The following is a 21708-nucleotide window of genomic DNA, read 5'->3' as shown; positions in this document are numbered from 1 at the left end:
TTCCTACAATTCGCCGTGGCCGACGCGCGCGCCAGCCGGTTGATCGCAAAGCTTCTGGCCCATAGTCATGAAGGGAGCGACGAGCCGCAGCCGCTCCTCGACGCTCGTCGCCGCGCTGAACAGATCGCGGTTGGCCATGTTGCCGAGCGTCAGCTGCATCGGATCTGTCGTAACGATGACGCCACGCGGCTGGAAATCCTCGTCTTCATCCAGCCCATACGGCCTGCCTTCGAAGAACATCACCACTTTCTGGCCGACACTCCAGACGCAGGCGAGCATTCCCTCGTCGACAGAAAACGGCCAGCCGGTCTCGTTTCCCGCACGGCTGATCGGCTGCAGCCGCACTTCCTGCGCCGTCGGAACATGGAACATGCCCTGTTCCCCCGCCAGCATCAGCGGCACCGCGACTGCCACCTCGGCCATCATCATCAGTGCGCCACCGCCGCGGCCGCCGCCTCGTCGATGAGGCGGCCTGTGCGGAAGCGCTCGATGGTGAAGGGCGCGTTGATCGGGTGCGGATCGTCCTTGGCGATGGTGTGGGCAAAGACATGCCCGGACCCCGGCGTCGCCTTGAAGCCGCCCGTGCCCCAGCCGCAATTGACGTAGAGGCCGGGCACCGGCGTCTTGGCCAGGATCGGCGAGCGGTCGGGTGTGACGTCGACGATGCCGCCCCACGACCGCAGCATCTTCATGCGCGTGAAGATCGGGAACATTTCGCAGATGGCGTCGAGCGTATGCTGAAGAATGTGCAGCCCACCGGTCTGCGAATAGGAGACATACTGGTCGGTGCCGGCGCCGATCACCAGCTCGCCCTTGTCGGACTGCGAGATATAGGCGTGCACCGTGTTCGACATCACAACGCAAGGCACGACCGGCTTGATCGGCTCCGACACCAGCGCCTGCAGCGGATAGCTTTCCAGCGGCATGCGCACGCCGGCCATGTTCATGATGACGGAGGAGTGTCCGGCGGCGACGACGCCAACCTTCTTGGCGCCGATGAAGCCGCGCGTCGTGTCGACGCCCGTCACCGCGCCATTGGCGGCCCGCTTGACGCCGGTCACCTCGCAGTTCTGGATGATGTGCACGCCGCGCGCCGAGGCGCCGCGCGCATAACCCCAGGCGACCGCGTCATGGCGCGCCGTGCCGCCACGACGCTGCAGCGCCGCACCGACCACCGGATAGCGTGCGTCCTTGGAGGTGTTGAGCGGCGGGCAGAATGCTTTCGCCTGCTCGGGTGTCAGCCATTCATTGTCAATGCCGTTGAGCCGGTTGGCGTGCACATGGCGCTTCAGCACCTGGATGTCGTGCACATTGTGCGCCAGCATCATGACGCCACGCGCCGAATACATGACGTTGTAGTTGAGCTCCTGGGAGAGCCCGTCCCAGAGCTTCAGCGCATGGTCATAAATCCCGGCGCTCTCGTCATAGAGATAGTTGGAACGGATGATGGTGGTGTTGCGGCCGGTATTGCCGCCGCCCAGCCAGCCCTTTTCCAGCACCGCGACATTGGTGATGCCGTGCACGGTCGCGAGGTAATAGGCGGTTGCCAGCCCATGGCCGCCGGCGCCGACGATGATAACGTCGTATTCCTTCTTCGGCTCCGGCGAGGACCATTGTTCCTCCCAGCCCTTGTGGCCGCGCATGGCCTCGCGGGCGATGGCGAATACCGAATATTTCTTCACGTTCCAGCCTCGCAAATGGCAGCCGGGCGTTCATCATCAAGCCCCGGCGCGCGAGGTGTATCACTAGCGAAACAGCGCTGCCACCCTTGCGCTGTTTGCGACGGCGCTTGCCGTTTTGCGCCGCGCTGAAAAAGAGCTATCCGGCCTGGCTCCCACGATTGCCTTCAGTCACACTTCTCGGCGCTGGGATTCGGAGGATGATGATGGGCAACGCCTGGTGGAATCTCACATTGCGCTTCCTGCTGGAGCTTGCCGCCTTGCTCGGCCTCGGCATGGCAGGCTGGAGCCTTTCGGACGAAGCGTGGCGTTGGGTCCTCGCCATTGCCTTGCCGCTCGCCGCAGCCGCGGCATGGGGTATCTTCGCGGTCCTCAACGATCCAAGCCGGTCGGGCCGGGCACCGGTGCCTGTACCGGGCGCTGTCAGGCTGGCGCTGGAATTCATCGTCCTGTTCGGCGGCGCCGCGGGTTTCCATTTGGCGGGCCATACCATTACGGCCATCATCATGGCCTTGCTGATCGTCATCAGCTACGCGTTCTCGCTGGATCGTCTGGCATGGCTGCTGCGGCGGTAGTGGCGCGAATCTCTGCAGCTTTCGGGTGGCTGCTGTTCTGCCGATTTGCGACCAAGCATCCGATCGCCGGCGAAGCTGGCGCGAAGGACAAGGATGCCAAACATGCTCGCACTCGCCAACAAGATCGCCATCGTCACCGGTGCCAGTTCCGGCATCGGCCGCGCCACGGCAAAGCTGTTCGCCGAGGAAGGCGCCAAGCTCGTCATTTCCGCTCGCCGCCAAACGGCGCTTGATGCACTCGCAGTCGAAATCGAGGACGCCGGCGGCACGGCCGTCGTTCTCGCGGGAGATGTCACCGACGAGACCTATGCGAAAGCCCTCGTCGAGTTGGCGGTCGGCAGCTTCGGCGGGCTCGACATCGCGTTGAACAATGCCGGCTCCGTCGGATTGATGGGCTCCGTCCCCGACATGTCGGCACAGACATGGCACGGGACGATGGATACCAATCTGACCAGCGCCTTTCTCGGCGCGAAGTATCAGATACCGGCCATGCTGGAGCGCGGCGGCGGCTCGCTGATCTTCACATCGAGCTTTGTCGGTTATACCGCCGGCATGCCGGGCATGGCCGCCTACGCTGCCGCCAAGGCAGGCCTGATCGGTTTGACGCAGGTGCTGGCCGCCGAATATGGACCGAAGCGACTGCGCGTCAACGCGCTGCTGCCGGGTGGCACCGACACACCGGGTGCGACGACGACCACACCCGAGGCCCGCGCCTTCGTCGAGGGCCTCCATGCCCTGAAACGCATGGCCCAGCCGCAAGAGATCGCCCGCTCGGCGCTTTACCTTGCCTCTGACGCCTCGAGCTTCACCACGGGTACCGCGTTGTTTGCCGATGGCGGTGTGTCGATCAACCGGACGTGAAGGATTTTGCGGTGAACGGGCCTGTTCGTCGTTGTGACGCAGGCCGCCGCTCTTGCTTTTTCGGCGCGATTTGGCGATTCCGTTTCCTGTCGAAACGGGTCTTCTTGCCAAGACGGGTTGTGAAACCATGATGCTGGTCCGAACCTATGTCGCCCAGAGCGCAATCGAAGGCGTCGGCATGTTCGCCGCCGAACCAATCCGGAAGGGCGCCTCGATCTGGCGCCTGGATCCGGATTTCGACCGGCTGATTCCGATGGACAAATATGAGGCCGCACCCCAGCCCCTGAAGGAATTGCTCGACCGCTATGCCTATCCGAGCCCGGACAAGCCCGGTTTCATGGTCTACGAGGTCGACAATGGCCGCTTCATGAACCATTCGGCGACACCGAACACCGACTTTTCGCAATATGGCGGTGCGACCGCGACCCGGGATATCGCCGTCGACGAGGAGATCACCTGCGACTACGGTGAGTTCTTCGAGGATTTCGAGCGGCTGCACCTGGCGACGGCGTAACGGGCACACTATCTCAAGGCGACGTGGCAATTTGGCTGTCGTCTCTCATTTCGACTGTGGACAGCGAGGCTTGATTCTGCTATCAGCCGCCACAATTCGTGGTGTCGAGCGCCGCGGAGGCTTGCGGCTATGGCTGCTTGCCTGTTGATATCAAACCCGAAAGACAGGATTGCCCGTGCAGGTACTCGTCCGCGACAATAACGTTGATCAGGCGCTTCGCGCGCTGAAGAAGAAGATGCAGCGCGAAGGCATTTTCCGCGAAATGAAGATGCGCGGCCACTACGAGAAGCCTTCCGAGAAGCGCGCCCGTGAAAAGGCCGAAGCCGTTCGCCGCGCCCGCAAGCTGGCCCGCAAGCGCGCACAGCGCGAAGGCCTGCTGCCGATGACCCCGCGTCCGGTCGCTGCTGGCGGTGCCGCCGGTGCAGCGCGTCCGCCGCGCTGATTATCGCCAATATTTCGTCCTTTTCGAAGGATACCAGGGTGGCGCGATGCGGAATCGCCGCCACCCTTTTATTTTGATGTGACCCGGCCCGGAGGGGGGAACCGGACCTGAACGACGGCGCAAGTGAGGACAGGGCAGACATGAACGCAACAAGCGTGGAGCGCGGGACCGCATTGCGTGGTTTCGCCCTGACAGCGGCCCTGCTTTCCGGACTGGTGCTTGCCGGCTGCCAGACATCGGGGCCGGCCGGTGAATTCAACAACATCGACAAGGCGCAAGGGTCGAGCGAGAATATCTCCTCGCTGTCGGCGGTCATCCAGCGCAATCCCCAGGATCCGGAAGGCTATAATGTCCGCGGCTCGGCCTATGGCCGCGGCGGCCAGTACCAGGCGGCGCTCAAGGATTTCAACCAGGCCATCCAGCTCAATCCGAATTTCTACCAGGCCTATTCGAACCGGGCCCTCATCCAGCGTTTCCTCGGCAACCAGGAAGCAGCCCTTGCCGACTACAATCGCTCGATCCAGATCAACGGCAATTACGACGCCGCCTATATCGGCCGCGGCAATCTCTACCGCAAGGCCGGCCGCACCCAGGATGCCTTCAACGACTTCCAGAAGGCGATCCAGCTCGACACGACGGACGCCCGCGCCTACCACAATCGCGGCCTGATCTACCAGAGCCAGGGCCAGCACAAATTCGCCATCGAGGATTTCTCGACCGCCATCTCGCTGGCTCCTGACGCCGCCGAACCCTATAACGGCCGCGGCCTCTCCTATCTGGCGACCGGCGACGAGGACAACGCCTTCTCCGATTTCAACATGGCCATCAAGCTCGACGGCCAGAACGCCGAGGCCTGGGCCAACCAGGCGCTGATCTACGAACGGCGCGGCGACAAGGCAAAGGCGGCGAAGGCCTATCGCGAGGCTGTGCGCCTCAACCCCAGCTACCAGCCGGCCAAGGACGGCCTCGCCCGGGTCAGCTGACGTCGGCTCATCAGGCCTGCAGCAAGGCGCTCACTGCATCGTGCGTGTCCGAAAGGATACGCGGCGTTGGAGACCGCCGCCAATCCGGCAACCCTGTGTTAACCCCCGCGACAAGCCGTTAACCCTCGCCTTGTTCGCGCCAAGTTTTCGGCGGAACGGTCGCGGCGCTCGAGACGTTACTGAAGACTGATTGCGAAAGGACCCTCCCATGATCAAGAAACTCGTCTGCGCCGCCGCCCTTGCAACGACAATGTTCGCTGCCGCCCCGGCCAGCGCCGGCAGGTTGCAGCTCGGCACGCTCGACTGCACCATCGATGGCGGCACCGGCTATCTCGTGACCTCCAACAAGGGCGTGTCCTGTGTGTTCCGGCCCTATCATCACGGGCCGTCTGAAATTTACACCGGCGTCATCTCGAAACTCGGCGTCGATCTCGGCAAGACGCACCAGGGCCAGTTGGTCTGGGCGGTGTTTGCCGCGACCCGCGACCGTGACGCGGGCGACCTTGCCGGCAGCTACTACGGCGTCAACGCCGAGGCGAGCGTCGTCACCGGTGGCGGCGCCAACTTGCTGGTCGGTGGCTTCGACAGCGCCTTCATGCTGGAGCCACTCAGCGTCCAGGCGCAGACCGGCGTCAACCTGGCGGTCGCCGTCACCTCGCTGGAGCTGATCCACTCGCTCAAGTGATTGCACGGAGCCACGCGCTCCACGACCCCTCACCCTGCGGCGCGGAACCAGATAGTATGGTTCCGCGCCGTTTGATTTTGAGGGGACCGCCATGTTCAGGACAGCCATCGCCGCTGCCGCGACCACGATCATGCTTGCGGGCGCCGCACGAGCGCAGGACCAGGGTATCGAACTCGGTGCGCTTGAATGCGCCATTTCAGGCGGCACCGGCTTCATCTTCGGCTCGAGCAAGGATTTGAGCTGCACCTTCACCCCGGCCGACAGGAGCTTCGCGCCGGAAGCCTATTTCGGCGCCGTCAACAAATACGGACTCGATATTGGCACGACCAAGCAGGCGGTGATGCGCTGGCTGGTGCTGACGCCGCTGAAGAACATCTACGCGCCGGGTGCATTGGCGGGCGACTATATCGGCGCCAGCGCCGAAGTGACCGCCGCCGTCGGCGCCGGCGCCAATCTCCTGGTCGGCGGCTCCTCGCAGGCCTTTACCCTGCAGCCGCTCAGCCTGCAGACGCAGACCGGCATCAATCTCGCCATCGGCGTCAGCCAATTCCAGTTGCGCAGCACCGAGAATTGACTGGGCCATGAGGGCGGCTTCCGCAGCGATTCGTCATCCACGGGCGGAGCTAGGAGCGTAGCGACGCGGCGCAGACCCGAGGATCCATGCCGGGGCTCCGAAGCGCTGCAGCGGTCCAGGACCCAGCACCGCTGCACCCCTCAGCCAGGTCGTGGCATGGATCCTCGGGTCTTCGCCACGCCGCTACGCGGCTGCTCCGCCCGTGGATGACGAAATTGAGAGGCTTCGCGAACGTCTGCAAAAACGCCGCTTGAACTCAACCATGCTTGAGGTTTTAGAAGCCTGCCCTTGGGTAGACAGCGCCTGGATACGGCGCTGTCGATCCTTATGGTCCTGCCGGAAGCCCGCACTGGCCTCTGGCACCATGCGCTACAAGCGAGATAGGCAAAGGCAGGGGTGAACATGACTGAAATCACCAGCAACAAGGTAGACTGGCGCGCATTGTGGGCAAGCGGCGACCTCGCCCGCTTCTGCTTCATCAGCCTCGGCATCCTGCTGCACGCCACCAATGAGACGATGGTGGCGACGGTCATGCCGGCCATGGTCGGCGAACTGGCCGGCGTACAGCTCGTCGGCTGGTCCCTGGCGATCTACGAACTCGGCGCCATCGTCGCCGGTGCCGCCGCCGGACGCCTGGTGAGTTATGTTCCGCTGCGCACCAACATGGTGGTCGCGGCCCTGCTTTATGCCGCCGGGGCGCTGATCTGCGCCACCTCGCCCTCGATGCAATTGTTCCTTGCCGGCCGCTTGATCGAGGGCCTCGGTGGCGGCGCGCTGGTGTCGCTGGCCTTCGTCTCTGTGGAGCGGCTGTTTTCGCGTGCCATCTGGCCGCAGCTTTTCGGCATCATGTCGGCTATCTGGGGCGTCGCCGCGTTCAGCGGACCGTTGCTCGGCGCTGTTATGACCGAATTGCTGTCCTGGCGCTGGGCCTTCGGCGTCTTCACACTCGGCGGCACCGCCATGGCGCTGGCAAGCTTCCTCGTACTCAACACGCCGGAGGCGAAGAAACCCAGCACGAGTGCCGGCAAGGCGCCGCCCTTCCCTTTCGTGGCGCTTGGTTGTCTTGCCGTCGCCGTGGTGCTGATCGCCTCGGCCGGCGTCGACATCGCCCTGTTGCGTTCCTCGCTGCTGATCGTGTTGGGCCTGACGGGCCTCGCGCTGTTTTTCTACGTCGACGCGCTGAAGCCGCGCTCCAGGCTGTTCCCGGCGCGGCTGTTCTCCTGGCGCACGCCGGTCGGCGCCGGCATGACGATGGTCGCCGCCTTTTCCATCGCGACCTGCTCCTTCGGCGTTTACGGGCCGCTGCTCTTGACCAGCCTGCACGACATTCCGCTGCTGACCACCGGCTACATCATCGCCGCCGAATCGATCGCCTGGTCGATCCTGTCGATCCTCGTCGCCAACGCGCCGCCGCGGCGCGAAAGGCTGATCATTGTCTGCGGCGCGCTGATGATCGCGGCGGGCATCGCCGGCTTCGCCTACACGATACCGCTGGGCTCGATCCCGCTGATCCTGGTCTGCGCCCTGCTGCAGGGCGGCGGCTTCGGCATTGCCTGGCCGTTCCTGACCCGCGTCATCGTCGCCTCCGCACCGGCCGAGGAGCAGACCATCGCCTCGGCCGCGGTGCCGACCATGCAGCGCATCGGCTATGCAGTGGGCGCCGCCATTGCCGGCATCGTCGCCAACGCCAGCGGCTTTTCGCAGGGCCTGAATCACGACGCCGCGGCCAATGTCGCGAGCTGGCTGTTCCTTGCCTTCGTGCCGCTCGGCATTCTGGGCTGTCTCGCCGCCTTGCGGATATCGGCGGCGGCAAATCGGCCTCTGGAGGCGATCGGCTGACGCAGGTTTATCGGACAGGCTATTTCACTCGACACGCAGGCGATAGCCGACACCGGTCTCGGTGGTGATGTAGCGCGGCTGGTCGGGGGTTTTTTCGATCTTCTGCCTGAGCTGACGGACATAGACCCTGAGGTACTGCACGTCTGTCGAATCGTCCCAGATCTGCTTCAGGATGAAGTGGTGGGTCAGCACCTTGCCGGCATGCTGCACCAGGATGCGCAGTATGTCGTACTCTTTCGGCGAGAGCTTTACCTCCCTGTCCTCGACCTTGACGACGCGCTTGACCAGATCGACGCTGAGGTCACCGCTCTGGAATATCGGCTTCTCACCCTGCTGCTGGAACTTGTGGCGCAGCGCCACCCGGATGCGTGCCACCAGTTCGTTCATGCCGAACGGCTTGGTGACATAGTCGTCGGCGCCGAGTTCGAGCGCGCTGACGATGCCGGCCTCGTCGGTGCGGCTGGAGAGGATGACAACGGGAACGTCGACGCCCTCCTCACGCCATTTGCGCAGGAGGTCATGGCCCCCCATGCCGGGCAGGCCGAGATCGAGCAGCACCAGGTCCGGCTTCTCCTGTTCCATCAGCTCGATCGCCAGCTTGGCGTTCGGCGCCTCGCTGACCGCGTAACCCTGGCTGCCAAGGCCGACCCGCAGCAGCTTGCGGATCGGCGGCTCGTCGTCGACGACCAGTATCCTGACATTCGAATTGGTCATCGAGGCTGATCCATGCCGGGCTCGTCGCCGCGGTTGCCGATATCGCGCGCTTGCGCCGGCACCGGCATCGTGACGGTGAAGGCGCCACCGGGGCGGTCGGTCCGGTTGGCGGCCGCGATCGTGCCGCCCATCGCCTCGACGAAGCCACGGCAGATCGACAGGCCGAGCCCGGTGCCGGCGCGCACCTGATCGCCCTTGCGCACCCGGTAGAAGGTATCGAAGACGCGTTCCAGGTCCTGCGCCGGAATGCCCGATCCCTCGTCCATGATCCGCACGATGACGGAGCCATTGTCCGCCCAGGCCTGGACGCGGATCGTCGAGCCGGGCGGCGAATATTTCGAGGCATTGTCGAGAAGGTTGAACAGGACCTGTTCGAACAGCACGGGATCGAGCCGCAGCATCGGCAAGTTGGGCGGAATATCGACCTCGATCTTGTGCTCGCTGGTGATCTTGCGGGCACGGTCGAGCGCCGTGCCGACGATATCGCCGACATAATGGAGGGCGTAGTTCGGCTCCATCGCCCCGGATTCGATCTTGGTCATGTCGAGCAGGTTGGCGATGAAGCGGTTCAGCCGCTCCGATTCGTCGATCACGGTCGACAGCAGCTCCGCCCTGTCCTGCTCGGGGAGGTCGGGCGCGAATTCCTTGAGCGTGCCGGCCGCGCCCATGATGGCGGCGAGCGGCGTTTTCAGGTCATGCGAAATCGAGGTCAGCAGCGCCGAGCGCAGCCGGTCGGCTTCGGCCGCGAGCTTGGCGCGGTCGACATCGGCGACGAGCTGGATGCGTTCGATCGCCACCGCCGCCTGATCGGCCAGCGCGTCGAGCAGCCGCTGCTGCTCGGGCGTCAGAAGCGGGCCCTGCTTGTCATTGTCGAGGCCGACGACGCCGATTGCGGTGCGTCCCGTGCGCAAGGGAAGATAGAGGCGCTTGGCGCCAGGAAGCGTGTCGGCGCCGCGTCCGGCGGCACGGTTGTGCTCCCAGGCCCAGCGTGCGGCGGCAATGTCGGCCTCGGCCAGCGTGTCGTCGGGCGGATAGCCTGCCTTGACGGTGATCGTGCCATCTTCCGGCAGCAGCAGCACCACGCGCAGCTTTAGCATCGAGGCGATCTGGAAGGCGGTGGCCCAGAGCACGTCGTCGAGCGTGCCGGCGCCCGCGAGCTTCTTGGAGAACAGATAGATGTCCTCGGTTGCCCGCGCCCGCGAGCGGGCGGCGGCGGCCTGACGCTGCACGCGCGCCGTCAGGTTGCTGGCAATGACGGCAACGGCGACGAAGACGGCAATCGCGACGATGCTCTCGGGATCGCGGATCGTCAGCGTGTAGCGTGGCTCGAGGAAAAAATAGTTGAAGGCAAGGACACTGAGGAAACAGGCGTAAAGCGCCGGCCAGAGACCACCAGCCACCGCCGACGTCAGCACGGAGAGCAGGAAGACGATCGCCAGATTGCGAACGTCGAGGAACTGGTCGAGAACGGTGCTGACGGCCAATGATCCGGCAACGTAAGCCGTGGCGAGCAAATACGGCTTGGCCTGGAAATGCCTTTCCTCGGCTGCCGCGTTCACTCTCCTGGAAGACGTTTCGGTGTCCCGCTCCGTTCCGGAGATGACATGGACGCTGATGTCGCCGGCATTGCGGATCAGATCATAGGTGAGCGACCCTTCGATCAGTTCGCGCCAGCGCGAGCGGGTCGGCCTGCCGACCACGATGTGGGTGAAATTGTTGGCCGTCGCATGGCGAACGATGTCCTGCGCGACGCTCTGGCCCGGGATGGTCGTCACCTCGGCACCGAGCTGCTCGGCGAGGCGCAGCAGTGTGGCGAGCCTGTCCTTGTCGTCCTCGGACATGCCGGCGGAGCGGGGCGTGTCGACATGAAGCGCCATCCATGGCGCACGAAGCCTGTCAGCCAGCCTGCGTGCGTAGCGAATGCGGGCTGCCCCGCCCGGACGGGCATCGACGCAGACAAGAACCCGCTCCCCCGCCGCCCACGGACCCTGGATGGCGTGGGACTGCATGTGGTTGAGCAGTTGCTCGTCGACGCGCTGGGCGGTTCGGCGCAGCGCCAGTTCCCGCAACGCCGTCAAATTGCCGGGCGAAAAATAGTTCTCGACGGCGCGCTGCGCGGTGTTGGGGAAATAGACCTTGCCCTCCTCCAGCCGCTTGATCAGGTCGTCGGGCGTCAGATCGATGATCTCGACATCATCCGCCTGGTCGATGATGGAGTCTGGAACCGTCTCGCGCACCCTGACCCGGGTAATCTGGGCGACGACGTCGTTCAGGCTTTCGACATGTTGGATGTTCAGCGTCGTATAGACGTCTATGCCCCGCGCCAGGATTTCCTGGACATCGAGATAGCGCTTGGGGTGGCGGCTGCCGGGCGCGTTGGTGTGGGCGAGTTCGTCGACCAGGACCAGCGCCGGACGCCGGGCAAGGATGGCATCGATATCCATCTCGTCAAGGATGCGCCCCTTGTAGTCGACCCTGCGGCGGGCAATGACTTCAAACCCCTCGACCAGGGCCTGTGTTTCCTTGCGGCCATGCGTCTCGACCACGCCGATCACCACGTCGGCACCGTCGGCCACCCTGGCACGACCCGACATCAGCATCTCGTAAGTCTTGCCGACACCAGGTGCCGCGCCCAGGAATATGCGCAGACGGCCGCGCCCTTCCCGCACGGCATGCTCTAGCAGCGCGTCGGGAGATGGTCTGTTTTCGACGTAGCTTCTGTCGTCCGGCATCGGGTCCGATCATGAATGGCGCCGGGGACCGTGTCGATCCCCGGCGCCGGACATCACCTACTTCGCGGCATCCAGCGCCAGGTTGAGGGCCAGCACATTAACCGCCGGCTCGCCGAGCACGCCCAATTCCCGGTCCTCGACCTGGCCGTCGACGAGCGCCTTGACCTTGGCCTCGTCGATGCGCCTTGCCTTGGCCACGCGCGGAACCTGGAAATAAGCGGCCTCGGGACTGATCTGCGGATCAAGGCCGCTGCCGGACGTCGTCACCAGGTCAATCGGCACCGGCTGGTCCGGGTTCTCAGCCATCAGCTTTTCCGCGTCGCCCTTGATGCGCTCGATCAGCTTCGGGTTGGTCGGACCGAGGTTGGAGCCGCCGGAGGCGCTGGCATCGTAGCCGTTGCCGGCAGCCGACGGCCGTCCGTGGAAATACGTGTCGCTGGCGAAAGCCTGGCCGATCAGTTCGGAGCCGATCACCTTGCCGCCCCTCTCGATCAGGCTGCCATTGGCCTGGCGCGGGAACAGCGCCTGGGCGATGCCGGTCATGCCGATGGGATAGACGAGCCCGGTCAGCACGGTGAAGAAAACGATCATGATGATCGCGGGTCTGATCTGCTTGAGCATCGGAATGATCCTTATGCAAGGCCAAGGGCGGTGACGGCCATGTCGATTGTCTTGATGCCGACGAACGGCACGACGATGCCGCCGAGACCGTAGACGAGAAGGTTGCGGCTGAGCAGCGCACCCGCGCCGATCGCCCGGTACTTCACACCGCGCAGCGACAGCGGGATCAGCGCGATGATGATCAGCGCGTTGAAGATGATGGCCGACAGGATGGCGCTCTGCGGTGTCGCCAGATGCATGATGTTGAGCGCTTGCAGCGGACCTGTGGTCTGGCCGGGCGCGACGTAGAAGACCGCGAACATGGCCGGGATGATGGCGAAATACTTGGCCACGTCATTGGCGATCGAGAAGGTAGTCAGCGAGCCGCGCGTCATCAACAGCGCCTTGCCGATTTCGACGATCTCGATGAGCTTGGTCGGATCGCTGTCGAGGTCGACCATATTGCCGGCCTCGCGAGCAGCGACCGTGCCGGTGTTCATGGCGACGCCGACATCGGCTTGCGCAAGGGCTGGCGCATCGTTGGTGCCGTCGCCGCACATGGCGACCAGTTTGCCCTTGGCCTGCTCGTCGCGGATCAGCTTCAGCTTGTCCTCCGGTGTCGCCTGGGCAAGGAAGTCGTCGACGCCGGTTTCGGCCGCGATGGCGGCTGCCGTCATCGGGTTGTCGCCGGTGATCATGACCGTGCGAATGCCCATCTTGCGCAGCTCGGCGAAACGCTCGCGGATGCCGCCTTTGACGATGTCCTTGAGGTGCACGATACCCAGCAGGCGCCCGTCCCGCTCGACCGCCAGCGGCGTGCCGCCGGATTTCGCAACCTCGTCGGCGATCGCCTGTAAATCCCTGATCGTGTCGCTGTTCGGGCGCGTCGCGCGGCTGGCCGATGTCGCCTGGCTGACATGGGCGAGCACGGAATCGACCGCGCCCTTGCGTACCGACGAACCGTCGATGTCGACGCCGCTCATGCGGGTCTGGGCGGTGAAGGGCACGAAAGCAGCATGCAATGTCGCCATGTCGCGGGCACGGATGGCATATTTCTCCTTGGCCAGCACCACGATCGAGCGGCCTTCAGGCGTCTCGTCGGCGAGCGAGGCAAGCTGTGCCGCGTCCGCCAGTTCCTGCTCGCTGACGCCCTTGACCGGGCGGAATTCCGTCGCCTGGCGATTGCCGAGCGTGATGGTGCCGGTCTTGTCGAGGAGCAGCGTGTCGACGTCGCCGGCGGCTTCGACGGCGCGACCCGACATGGCCAGCACATTGAAGCGCACCAGCCGGTCCATGCCGGCAATGCCGATGGCCGACAGCAGCGCGCCGATCGTGGTCGGGATAAGCGTCACGAACAGCGCGACGAGCACGGTCACCGAAATATAGCCACCCGAGTAGTGGGCAAAGCTCGGGATGGTCGCTGTAGCCAGCACGAAGATCAGCGTCATGCCGACGAGCAGGATGTTGAGCGCGATCTCGTTGGGCGTCTTCTGGCGCTCGGCGCCTTCGACCAGCGAGATCATGCGGTCGAGGAATGTGTGGCCGGCGGCGGCGGTGATGCGCACGCGGATCCAGTCCGACAGCACCTGCGTGCCGCCGGTGACGGCCGATCGGTCGCCGCCGGATTCGCGGATCACCGGCGCGGATTCGCCTGTTATCGCCGCCTCGTTGACCGAGGCGACGCCTTCCACCACCTCGCCATCGGACGGGATGATGTCGCCGGCTTCGACGAGAACGATATCGCCGACCTTCAGGCTGGTGCCGGGTACCAGCTTGAACCTGGTGCGGTCCACGCCCGTCAAAAGCTTGGCCTGGGTTTCGGTGCGAGCCTTGCGCAGCGAATCCGCCTGCGCCTTGCCGCGCCCTTCGGCGACGGCTTCGGCGAAATTGGCGAACAGCACCGTGAACCACAGCCAGATGATGATCTGCAGCGTGAACAGCAAATCACCGCCGCCGGTGACGAGGTCCTTGACGAACAGCACCGATGTCAGCGCCGAGACGACGGCGACGACGAACATCACCGGGTTGCGGGCGAGCGTGCGCGGATCGAGTTTGCGGACGGCGCCGCCGATGGCGGGCCACAGGATGCCGGCATCCATGATGCTGGCTGACTTTGACTGACTCATTTTGAAGCTCCGGCTTCAGTGTTGGTGTGCGGCGGCGACTGGTCGGATGCCGAAAAAAGATGAGGAAGCCCGTAGGCCAGCAGCCAAAGCGCGATCATGGCGGCGGCAAGCCCAAGAAACGTCGACATGGTCGGGAAGGGAGGCGGCAGCCCCTCCTTCCCCGGATCGGCCCGATGCCTGATATTGCGGCGCTTGTTGCTGAACCAGGACATGTCTGCCTCAGAATGTCTGTCCATGGATCATCGCCAGGTGCTCGACGACAGGTCCGACGGCGAGCGCAGGCAAGAAGGTCAGGCCGCCGACGATGACGATGACGCCGACCAGCAGCCCGACGAACAGCGGACCGTCGGTCGGGAAGGTGCCGGCTGAGGCGGGGACGGTCTTCTTCGCCGCCAGCGCGCCGGCGGTGGCAAGCGCCGGGATGATGACCAGGAAGCGGCCCATCAGCATGCCGATGCCGAGCGTGATGTTGTACCAGGGCGTGTTGCCGCTGAGGCCGCCGAAAGCCGAACCATTGTTGGCCGCCGCCGAGGTGTAGGCGTAGAGAATCTCGGAGAAGCCGTGCGGCCCACCATTGGCGATCGACGCCACCGCGCTCGGCAGCACCACCGCGGTCGCCGTGAAGATCAGCATCGCCAGCGGCAGGCACAGGATGGCCAGCATCGCCATCTTGACCTCCTTCGCCTCGATCTTCTTGCCGAGATATTCGGGCGTGCGGCCGACCATCAGGCCGGCAACGAAGACGGCGATCAGGATGAACATCAGCATGCCGTAGAAGCCGGCGCCGACGCCGCCGACGATGACCTCGCCGAGTTGCATGTTGATGAGCGGAACCATGCCGCCGAGCGCGGTGAAGCTATCGTGCATGGCGTTGACCGCGCCGCAGGAAGCGGCCGTGGTGATGACGGCGAACAAAGCCGAGAGCGCGATGCCGAAGCGGGTCTCCTTGCCTTCCATGTTGCCGCCGTCGATGCCCAGCGCATGCACCAGCGGATTGCCCGCGGCTTCCGCCCAGTAGCAGACGGCGACGCCAACGATGAACAGCACGCCCATTGAGGCGAGGATCGCCCAGCCCTGGCGCTGATTGCCGACCATGCGGCCGAAGACGTTGGTCAATGCGGCGCCGACGACGAAGATCGACAGCATCTGGATCAGGTTGGAGATGGCGTCGGGATTCTCGAAGGGATGTGCCGCGTTGGCATTGAAGAAACCGCCGCCATTGGTGCCGAGCATCTTGATGGCGACCTGCGAGGCGACCGGCCCCAGCGCGATGGTCTGCTTGTCGGCCTCAAGCGTCGTGGCGTCGACGTAAGGCCCCAGCGTCTGCGGCATGCCGAGCCAGACATAGACCAGGGTGAGCACGACGCAGAGCGGCAAGAGCACATAAAGTGTGGCGCGCGTCATATCGACCCAGAAATTGCCGATGGATTTGCCCGACGCCCGGGCGAAGCCGCGGATCAGCGCGATTGCAATGGCGATGCCGGTGGCGGCCGAAACGAAATTCTGGACCGTCAGCCCGACCATCTGCACGAGGTAGGACATCGTGCTTTCACCACCGTAGTTCTGCCAGTTGGTGTTGGTCATGAAGCTGGCGGCGGTATTGAAGGCGAGCGCTGGGTCGACCGCGCTCATGCCGGCCGGATTGTAGGGCAGACTGCCTTGCAGGCGTTGCAGGCCATAGAGCACCAGGAAGCCCGCCAGGTTGAACAGCAGGAGAGCCACCGCATAGGTGGTCCAGTGCTGCTCCTCGCGCTCGCTGGTTCCGCAAATGCGGTAGAGCCCGCGCTCGAGCGGGCCGAGGACCGGTGAAAGCGGCGTGCGATCACCATTGAAGACGCGGTGCATGTAGAAGCCAAGCGGCTTCACCAGCAAAACGAGGATCCCGCAATAGAGGAGGATCTGTATCCATCCGTTCAGTGTCATGGCTGTGGCTTTCCGTGCCTTCAGAAGCGTTCTGGACGAATGAGGGCGTATGTCAGATAGGCGAGCAGGAACAAGGTCACGCCACCGCCGAGGATGTAATCGACAAGCATGGTTCGATCCTTCAGCCTAAATCCTGTCGCAAGCTTTGACGTAGACGATGGACAGACCGAAGAACAAAGCCCCGACCCCAAGAACAATGATGTCCATTCTGTTCTCCTTGCTTCCAATTTTTTACTGGTCTCCTGCCAAAGACAGGGCGGCAATACTGTGAGACGGCGCGCCGCACTGGGCGGCGTCGACGGCTTTGCTCGACGTGAATATGGACCCGATCGCCATAAAGGTTCGAGACGGGGCGGATGGGAAAGAAATAGGAATTCTATAAAGGTTTCCGGCGCGGCTCGCCGTCGAAGAGCAGCTTGTCGACGCGGATTGCCGGGAAGGATATGCCGCCGCGCTTTGCGGCCTTGCTGGGAACGCTCTACCGCGGCTCCCGCGTCAGGCTGAGATAGGTCGGATCGAACTCGGCGATTTCCTGGAGCCTGTGCCAATCCAGGATTGTCACCGTGTGATTTGCCCAGTTGACGACGCCGACTTTGCGCAAGGCGCCGATGACGCGGTTCATGTGTACGACGGAAAGACCGAGCACATCGGCCAGCTCGGCCTGTGAGAGCGGCAGGTGAAAGCTCATGCCGTTGGTGCGCTGCACCACCTGCAGCCGTACGAAAAGCTCACAGAGGAGATGGGCCAGGTGTGAGGTCTTGGAGCGGCGGCCCATCGCCACGATCCACTCGCGATGGATGGCGCCGTCGACCAGCGTGTCCAGCCACAGCAGCCGCGTCAGATGCGGCGCTTCCTCGGTGATGGCGCGAAGCCGGCTGTGATCGGCGAACATGACATGACAGGGCGACATGGCAACGATGCCGTGATCCATCGTCTTCAGAAGGAAGGCGTGGAGATCGACGAAATCGCCAGGCACCTGCAGCGAGGTGAACTGCCGGCCGCCATTCTCGAGCACCTTGTAGCGCGCCGCCAAACCGTCGAGGATCAGGGTCGAATAGGTGGGCCGCGCGCCCGATGCGACGATATCCTGGCCGACCGCGAAATGCCGCTCGAAAGTCATGGCCTCAGCCAGCAGCGCCTTTTCGGCATCGGAAAGCGCGTCGTGCTGGGCGAGATTCAGATACAGGGATTCCAGCACCGCTATCTCCAGCGAAAGGGCTCAGAGCCGATCGCCAACTGTCGAAAGCAAGGGGCGGCTACCGAAGCACTAGGTCGTCGGGCGCCGGCGGGCATTAACATTTGTTAGAAGGCGCTTATTCGCCAACGAAGATCATCTCTGATGGAACAACGGCTTAGCCCGCGAATTGTCGCTCAAGTCTCTTTTGGAAATTTCATCAGCTCGGGATCCGGCCGCATCATGCCCAGATACTTTCTCGACCTTTACAATGGCGATGGCCTGACGGTGGATGACCATGGTCAGGTGTTCGATACGCGCGAGCGTCTGCGGCGCGAGGCAATCCTTATCCTGCCCGACATCATTCGCGACGAGATGATCGAAAACGACCGAACGGCCATCACCGTGAAGGTGCGGGACGAGAGCGGGCGCCATGTCTTCGAAGCATCGCTCGTCATCTCATCGAGTTGGTGCGATTGACCGCGGCCTGGTCTGCGGACCCTCCGCAAGATGGAACGGAAAAGCCGGGCTCGGAGGGCCAAGCCGGGCTTTCGGGGGAGCGGCCGTACGAACCGGCCATCGCAATGACAGCTCGAACGATCAGGCGGCGTAGCCGCCATGGCCGCGTGCGACGGCCCTCGCCACGATGACCGGCTCGATCTCGGGCCAGAGAATACCGGTGGCTTCCGCGAATTCAACAAGCGCATGGCGCGCCTCGTCCCTCGTGATGCAGCCTTCCAAGGCCAGGCTGCACGCCTCGACGGCATTGCGATAAAGCGGACCACGTCGGGAGGTCGTCCAGTTGGTCAGGAAATCGTGCATTTCGGCCAGCGAGGCGATTTCGCGCTTGAAGCCGAGACCGACGGTCAGTGCGACGGGCGAATGAAACAGCTTGTCATACATGAAGCGGGCTCCTGATTGGACGCGGTTCTCGGAGAAAATCCTGGCGGGGATCTATGATGAGACGCCGGGTAACGCATCGCGAGCTGGGAGGTTCCGGAGCAAACAGGACCGTTTGCGAAACGCACGCCTGAGTGCGCCGGAAATCTTGCATCCTGATCCACCGGCCATGGCTGCTACTCCGTCGGACCGGCGAGAAGACGGATTAAGGTTCGATAGTCGAGATGCTAGTATGCTAGACTGCACCCAGAGGCGCCCGGCGAAAAGGGAAGCTGGCGGAGAGAGCGGGATTCGAACCCGCGTTACGGTCTCCCGTAAACACACTTTCCAGGCGTGCGCCTTCAACCACTCGGCCACCTCTCCGTCCTTGCATTTTTCGCGACGGCCGGTTTCGCCGCGCGGGTTGGGGACAATGCAGTCCCTTCAGGGAGGAGTAGCGATTTCCGCGCTATGGGTGCCGCCAACCAGCGGACACCTCTCCCCGGCACCTGAGCCGTCAAAGCAACAGGCGCGGGGCTCATCTAGTCGATCCCGCGCCGAATGCCAAGCCATAACGACAGTCTATTCGCTTTGCCGGCCACACAGCGCTTCGCGAGGCCGCCGCGGCATCCGTTTCGAGGTGCCGACGCCCCGAATGATGTGCACAGGCGAGCCCGCAAGGCCGGCCGCGCTTGACTTCGTCGCGGGCCACCTGTCGAGTGAAACGGAGGCTTTGCGGGGGGGCATCGTCCGGGCATGACATCAGGCAGTGAACAACCGGGCGGCGGGATGCCGGGGCAGGCGCCAATCGGGCGCCCGGACAGCGGGCTGTCCTACGTGCCGGTGGGCTGGCTCATCTTCGTCATGGCGTGGTCGGTCTACGGCCTGGCCTCCGCCTGGTGGCTGACCGGCAATTCCGGCCTGCCGGACAGGATTTTCTATTTCCTCCTTGGCGGGCTTGCCGTCGACGTCATCACCATCCTGTGGGGGCTTTATTTGCTCGGCCTTGCCTTTGGCCGCTCGGCGCGCTTCCCGCGCCAGTTCATCATCTGGCAGGTGGCGACCATCGCCTGGGTGCTGGCGAGGCAGGCCTATGTGCTCGCCGTGCCCGATTTCGTCTTTTCCGCCAGGAGCCTGCTTATCGGCGGCGTCGAAATCGCCATCGGCCTGCTCTGCATCTATCTGCTGCGCCGTGGGTCCGGCGCCGAGGGCGTCTATGCCAGGTCGCTGATCGAAGCGCCGTCGGTCTTCGTTTCCATCGTGGCTGCCTTGCTCGGCATCGTCCTGGGCGCGATCATTGGCGCGGTTGGCGGCTTCCTGGCTGGCTCGGTGATCGCCGATGTCGCCGAGGTCAGTTGCTTCGAGGGCGGCTGCGGCTACTTTGCCGCCTTCATCGGATTGGCCGGGCTGGTGGTCGGCGCCATTGCCGGAGGCATTCTTGCCGTCTGGCTCGTTCACCGCCCCAGGCGCGAGCCGGTCGCATAGGGCCCAGAAAAGCGCGGGCCTTAAATTCGCGTATCGCGATTGCAGCTGAACCGCACGCATTCTATTTCTGTTTCGGACATGTGCCGGCGGTCTTCTGGTCAGCGTCCAGGGGGAACCGGGGGAGAGCCTTGATGTTTCGCTTCGTCTTTCGTCTTGCGGCCATGGTCGCGCTATCGGTTTCCGTCATCATGGCGGTGCTCGACACGACGCGCACGGTGGCGGCTTCGGCCCTTGTGCTGACCCCGCTCAACGCCAGTTGGCTGGCCGTCTCGCCGGACACGCGGGCCGCCTTCGAAACCTTCGTGCGCGCCAAGGCCAGTCCGCTGCTGTGGGACACGGTCATCGCCTGGGTGCTCAACCAGCCGGGCTTTGCCGTCTTCGCGGTGCTGGCCTTGCTGCTGTACGCCATCGGCTATCGGCGGCAGCGGCGCACAGGACAGTTCGCCGCCAACTGAACCCATCTCCCGCACCATTCCGGCCGGCTGCTGAAAGCTTGCACGCAAGATCGGATCGCGGCGTGGCTTGCCCGTGGCACGCTTTTCCAAAAGGTCAAAATTCCGCGTGAATTTTGTTTCGGGCCGTGCCAGATTGCCCGGGAGCGGGAGGGCAATACACTCCTGGCTAACGTCGTTTGCTTGCCGGAGAACCGGGCAGGCAGGCGGTGTGCAACGGAAAAAATAACCGACAGGGTGTGGATCACATGAAACGTATCGTTCTCGGCCTCCTGGCCGCAACCGCAATGGTTCTTCCGGCTTTCGCCGCGGATGTCCAGCCGGCCATCCTCTATGATCTCGGCGGCAAGTTCGACAAATCCTTCAATGAGGCTGCCTACCATGGCGCCGAAAAATTCAAGACCGAGACCGGCGTCGCCTATGTCGAGTTCGAAGTGTCCAACGCCTCGCAGCGCGAGCAGGCGCTGCGCCGCTTCGCCGAGGACGGCCACAACCCGATCGTCATGGCCGGCTTTGCCTGGGAGGATGCGCTGAAGAAGGTCGCGGCCGAATACCCGGACCTCAACTTCGCCATCATCGACGATGCGGTTGACCTGCCCAATGTCCGCTCGCTGGTGTTCAAGGAGAATGAAGGCTCCTATCTCGTCGGCATCATGGCCGCGATGGCGTCGAAGTCGAAGAAGGTTGCCTTCGTCGGCGGCATGGACATCCCGCTGATCCGCAAGTTCGAATGCGGCTATGTCGGCGGCGCCAAGTCCGCTGGCGCGACCGACGTCATCCAGAACATGACTGGCGATACGCCGGCGGCGTGGAACGATCCGGCCAAGGGTGGCGAGATCGCCAAGACGCAGATCGACCAGGGCGCCGACGTGGTTTACGCGGCCGCCGGCGGCACCGGCGTTGGTGTGCTGCAGGCGGCGGCCGATGCCGGCAAGCTCGGCATCGGCGTCGATTCCAACCAGAACGGCCTGCAGCCCGGCAAGGTGCTGACCTCGATGCTGAAGCGCGTCGACGTTGCCGTCTACACCGCCTTCATGGATGGCAAGAACGGCACCTTCAAGGGTGGCGTCGAGAATCTCGGCCTCAAGGAAGGCGGCGTCGACTACGCCATGGACGACAACAACAAGGCACTGGTGACCGACGAAATGAAGGCGGCCGTCGAAAAAGCCAAGGCCGACATCATCGCCGGTACTGTCAAGGTGCACGACTACACCGCCGACAACGCCTGCCCCTATTGATCGGCGGCACCGTACGGCCATGATCTGCAACCGCCGGGCGAAAGCCCGGCGGTTTTGCTTTTGCCGATCGAACGAAGCAGGCATGGAGCGAGGAATGCAGCCAACGATCGAACCCATCCGCGGGCATGACATCGAAGTCGTCGCGCGACTGCGGATTGCCGCCTTCTTCGAGGGCACGGAAGGACGCTGGAAGAGGATGCGGCAGGGCTCCGCAACCTGCTGACCAGCGACGG

The 21708-nt window shown here is 63.9% G+C and carries 24 protein-coding genes and 1 tRNA gene; 13 read left to right on the top strand and 12 right to left on the bottom strand.

Going from position 1 to position 21708, the window contains the following annotated elements; translation table 11 throughout:
• Positions 1–3: 3 nt before the first annotated feature.
• Complete coding sequence (locus FJ954_RS14410; RefSeq protein WP_041163669.1) at positions 4–426, bottom strand: hypothetical protein; 423 nt, start codon at positions 424–426, stop codon at positions 4–6.
• 2 nt (positions 427–428) lie between these two features.
• Positions 429–1682, bottom strand: a complete 1254-nt coding sequence (locus FJ954_RS14405; protein WP_140661744.1) for a sarcosine oxidase subunit beta — start codon at positions 1680–1682, stop codon at positions 429–431.
• 197 nt (positions 1683–1879) lie between these two features.
• Between FJ954_RS14405 and FJ954_RS14400 the strand changes: the two genes are divergently transcribed.
• The 8 genes from FJ954_RS14400 to FJ954_RS14365 all read left to right on the top strand — a co-directional run bounded on the left by FJ954_RS14400 (position 1880) and on the right by FJ954_RS14365 (position 8152).
• Entirely contained in the window at positions 1880–2254 is a 375-nt protein-coding gene (locus tag FJ954_RS14400) for a DUF2568 domain-containing protein (RefSeq protein WP_224583250.1), read from the top strand.
• Positions 2255–2356: 102 nt separating this feature from the next.
• Positions 2357–3115: an SDR family oxidoreductase gene (locus FJ954_RS14395; protein WP_140661743.1), complete on the top strand. Its 759-nt coding sequence runs from the start codon at positions 2357–2359 to the stop codon at positions 3113–3115.
• A gap of 127 nt (positions 3116–3242) precedes the next feature.
• Positions 3243–3629, top strand: a complete 387-nt coding sequence (locus FJ954_RS14390) for an SET domain-containing protein-lysine N-methyltransferase (RefSeq protein WP_140661742.1) — start codon at positions 3243–3245, stop codon at positions 3627–3629.
• A gap of 175 nt (positions 3630–3804) precedes the next feature.
• Positions 3805–4071 (top strand): 30S ribosomal protein S21, encoded by a 267-nt coding sequence (rpsU, locus tag FJ954_RS14385; protein WP_010911429.1) that lies wholly within the window; start codon positions 3805–3807, stop codon positions 4069–4071.
• 140 nt (positions 4072–4211) lie between these two features.
• Complete coding sequence (locus tag FJ954_RS14380; RefSeq protein WP_127275461.1) at positions 4212–5054, top strand: tetratricopeptide repeat protein; 843 nt, start codon at positions 4212–4214, stop codon at positions 5052–5054.
• Positions 5055–5262: 208 nt separating this feature from the next.
• Complete coding sequence (locus FJ954_RS14375; RefSeq protein WP_023770564.1) at positions 5263–5739, top strand: DUF992 domain-containing protein; 477 nt, start codon at positions 5263–5265, stop codon at positions 5737–5739.
• A 91-nt stretch (positions 5740–5830) separates the two neighbouring features.
• Positions 5831–6313: a DUF992 domain-containing protein gene (locus FJ954_RS14370; protein WP_140618787.1), complete on the top strand. Its 483-nt coding sequence runs from the start codon at positions 5831–5833 to the stop codon at positions 6311–6313.
• A 402-nt stretch (positions 6314–6715) separates the two neighbouring features.
• Positions 6716–8152, top strand: coding sequence for an MFS transporter (locus tag FJ954_RS14365; protein WP_140661741.1), 1437 nt, complete (start codon positions 6716–6718; stop codon positions 8150–8152).
• A gap of 24 nt (positions 8153–8176) precedes the next feature.
• Here FJ954_RS14365 and FJ954_RS14360 read toward each other — a convergent pair whose 3' ends face one another.
• The 8 genes from FJ954_RS14360 to FJ954_RS14325 all read right to left on the bottom strand — a co-directional run bounded on the left by FJ954_RS14360 (position 8177) and on the right by FJ954_RS14325 (position 17445).
• Positions 8177–8866: a response regulator transcription factor gene (locus FJ954_RS14360; RefSeq protein WP_015315771.1), complete on the bottom strand. Its 690-nt coding sequence runs from the start codon at positions 8864–8866 to the stop codon at positions 8177–8179.
• On the bottom strand, positions 8863–11598 hold the full coding sequence (locus tag FJ954_RS14355; RefSeq protein WP_140661740.1) for a sensor histidine kinase KdpD: 2736 nt from the start codon (positions 11596–11598) through the stop codon (positions 8863–8865). The genes FJ954_RS14360 and FJ954_RS14355 overlap by 4 nt, the downstream gene beginning before the upstream one ends.
• 57 nt (positions 11599–11655) lie before the next feature.
• Positions 11656–12219 (bottom strand): potassium-transporting ATPase subunit KdpC, encoded by a 564-nt coding sequence (kdpC, locus tag FJ954_RS14350; protein WP_015315769.1) that lies wholly within the window; start codon positions 12217–12219, stop codon positions 11656–11658.
• 11 nt (positions 12220–12230) lie between these two features.
• Positions 12231–14324 carry a potassium-transporting ATPase subunit KdpB gene (gene kdpB, locus FJ954_RS14345; RefSeq protein ID WP_140661739.1) on the bottom strand — a complete coding sequence of 698 codons (2094 nt, stop codon included), beginning with the start codon at positions 14322–14324 and terminating at the stop codon, positions 12231–12233.
• The gene (locus tag FJ954_RS14340) at positions 14321–14560 is read right to left on the bottom strand and encodes a hypothetical protein (protein ID WP_246681069.1); all 240 of its coding nucleotides are present in this window, start codon (positions 14558–14560) and stop codon (positions 14321–14323) included. The genes kdpB and FJ954_RS14340 overlap by 4 nt, the downstream gene beginning before the upstream one ends.
• On the bottom strand, positions 14544–16247 hold the full coding sequence (kdpA, locus tag FJ954_RS14335; protein WP_140661738.1) for a potassium-transporting ATPase subunit KdpA: 1704 nt from the start codon (positions 16245–16247) through the stop codon (positions 14544–14546). Before kdpA ends, FJ954_RS14340 begins: the two co-directional genes overlap by 17 nt.
• Positions 16248–16267: 20 nt before the next feature.
• Positions 16268–16357 (bottom strand): K(+)-transporting ATPase subunit F, encoded by a 90-nt coding sequence (kdpF, locus tag FJ954_RS14330; protein WP_015315765.1) that lies wholly within the window; start codon positions 16355–16357, stop codon positions 16268–16270.
• 368 nt (positions 16358–16725) lie between these two features.
• Complete coding sequence (locus tag FJ954_RS14325; RefSeq protein WP_140661737.1) at positions 16726–17445, bottom strand: Crp/Fnr family transcriptional regulator; 720 nt, start codon at positions 17443–17445, stop codon at positions 16726–16728.
• A 219-nt stretch (positions 17446–17664) separates the two neighbouring features.
• Here FJ954_RS14325 and FJ954_RS14320 point away from each other — a divergent pair, with 219 nt between their 5' ends.
• The gene (locus tag FJ954_RS14320; protein ID WP_015315763.1) at positions 17665–17901 is read left to right on the top strand and encodes a hypothetical protein; all 237 of its coding nucleotides are present in this window, start codon (positions 17665–17667) and stop codon (positions 17899–17901) included.
• Between the two features lie 120 nt (positions 17902–18021).
• Here FJ954_RS14320 and FJ954_RS14315 read toward each other — a convergent pair whose 3' ends face one another.
• On the bottom strand, positions 18022–18324 hold the full coding sequence (locus FJ954_RS14315) for a DUF982 domain-containing protein (protein ID WP_140661736.1): 303 nt from the start codon (positions 18322–18324) through the stop codon (positions 18022–18024).
• A 270-nt stretch (positions 18325–18594) separates the two neighbouring features.
• A tRNA-Ser gene (locus FJ954_RS14310) sits at positions 18595–18684 on the bottom strand.
• A gap of 372 nt (positions 18685–19056) precedes the next feature.
• Between FJ954_RS14310 and FJ954_RS14305 the strand changes: the two genes are divergently transcribed.
• The 4 genes from FJ954_RS14305 to FJ954_RS32250 all read left to right on the top strand — a co-directional run bounded on the left by FJ954_RS14305 (position 19057) and on the right by FJ954_RS32250 (position 21698).
• Positions 19057–19785, top strand: a complete 729-nt coding sequence (locus FJ954_RS14305; RefSeq protein ID WP_246681068.1) for a DUF2569 domain-containing protein — start codon at positions 19057–19059, stop codon at positions 19783–19785.
• 131 nt (positions 19786–19916) lie between these two features.
• Positions 19917–20240 carry a hypothetical protein gene (locus tag FJ954_RS14300; RefSeq protein WP_140661735.1) on the top strand — a complete coding sequence of 108 codons (324 nt, stop codon included), beginning with the start codon at positions 19917–19919 and terminating at the stop codon, positions 20238–20240.
• A gap of 245 nt (positions 20241–20485) precedes the next feature.
• A complete protein-coding gene (locus FJ954_RS14295; protein ID WP_015315759.1) occupies positions 20486–21475 on the top strand; it encodes a BMP family ABC transporter substrate-binding protein in 990 nt (329 codons plus the stop codon).
• A gap of 94 nt (positions 21476–21569) precedes the next feature.
• Positions 21570–21698: a hypothetical protein gene (locus tag FJ954_RS32250; protein WP_281407723.1), complete on the top strand. Its 129-nt coding sequence runs from the start codon at positions 21570–21572 to the stop codon at positions 21696–21698.
• Positions 21699–21708 lie beyond the last annotated feature (10 nt).

Source organism: Mesorhizobium sp. B2-3-15 (assembly GCF_006442875.1).
Taxonomy (GTDB): Bacteria; Pseudomonadota; Alphaproteobacteria; order Rhizobiales; family Rhizobiaceae; genus Mesorhizobium; species Mesorhizobium australicum.
Note: the sequence above shows the minus strand (reverse complement) of the source record. Positions and strands in the feature narration are given on the sequence as shown.